This window comes from Geodermatophilus sp. SYSU D00814 (genome assembly GCF_054050055.1).
Window position 1 is genome coordinate 1 of sequence record NZ_JBJGYP010000067.1, and the last position, 1263, is coordinate 1263.

The window sequence follows — 1263 nt, forward strand, 5'->3', positions numbered from 1 at the left end:
GTGAAGTGACCCCCGTGGGCCGGACACCTCCAGACTTGGCAGCAGCCAGGGAGGAGGCCCCGGTTGGGGAGGGTCAGCAAGTACTCCGAGGAGTTCCGCCGGCAGGCGGCGATGCTCGTCGTCGACGGCGGCCGCGGTGTCCGCGATGTCGCCCGAGAACTCGACGTCAACCACGAGACGCTGCGCAACTGGGTGGGTGCGCTCAAGCGGGAGCGGGCCGCACCCGGTGGACCGGTCAGCGGCGATGAGCGGGCCGAGCTGGCCCGGCTGCGCCGCCGGGTGGCCGAGCTGGAGCTCGAGAAAGAGATCCTGAAAAAAGCCGCGGTCTTCTTCGCCCGGGAGACGGGGCGGTGAGCCGGGGTGCGGTCTTCGGGTTCATCGCCGCGGAGAAGACGACCTATGGCGTGCGCCGTCTCTGCCGGGTGCTGGGCGTGTCGAAGACCGCGTTCTACGACTGGGCCGCCCGCGGCGGCGGCCCGACGGCGACCGAGCTGGCCGAGGCCTACGCCATCCAGGCCATCCGCACCGCCTGGGCCGAACGCCGCCAGGTCTATGGCGCCCGCCGGCTGACCGCCGAGATCCGCGACCGCGGGCAGGGGTGGAACCGCAAGCGGGTCGCCCGACTGATGAGCCTGGGCGGTATCGAGGGCATCCACCGGCGCCGGCGGGGCAAGTACGGCCGCCGCACGCACTCGACGGCGACTGCCGCGGACCTGGTGGAGCGGAACTTCGCCGCGGCCGCGCCCGACCGGCTGTGGGTCGCCGACATCACCTATCTACGCAGCTGGGAGGGCTTTCTCTATCTGGCCGTCGTCGTCGACGCCTGCACCCGCAGAGTCGTGGGCTGGGCGATGGCCGACCACCTGCGCACCGAGCTGGTGCTCGACGCGGTCGGCATGGCCCTGTTCGCCCGCAGGCCGGCTCCCGGGCTGGTGCACCACTCCGACCGGGGCAGCCAGTACACCGCCTACGAATTCGGCAAGACGCTGCGTAGCTCCGGGCTGCTGGCCTCGATGGGCCGGGTCGGCTCGGCGTTCGACAACGCGCTGGCCGAGTCGTTCTTCGCCACGCTGAAGGCCGAGCTGGTCTACCGGCGGGCATGGCCGACGCGGCACGAGCTGGAGATGGAGGTCTTCAGCTACATCGAGGGCTTCTACAACCCACGGCGCCGGCACAGCCGGCTGGACAACCTCAGCCCGGCCGACTTCGAGAAGATGCTCACGACACAGAACGAGGCGTCCGCCTGACGGGGGTCACTTCAGA

General features: G+C 70.9%; 2 protein-coding genes. Both read left to right on the forward strand.

Translation table 11 applies throughout. The features are described from left to right. Positions 1–63 precede the first annotated feature (63 nt). Complete coding sequence (locus ACI780_RS24370) at positions 64–354, forward strand: transposase (protein WP_456878134.1); 291 nt, start codon at positions 64–66, stop codon at positions 352–354. Then, positions 351–1247 (forward strand): IS3 family transposase, encoded by an 897-nt coding sequence (locus ACI780_RS24375; RefSeq protein ID WP_457006065.1) that lies wholly within the window; start codon positions 351–353, stop codon positions 1245–1247. Before ACI780_RS24370 ends, ACI780_RS24375 begins: the two co-directional genes overlap by 4 nt. The last annotated feature ends 16 nt before the right edge of the window (positions 1248–1263 follow it).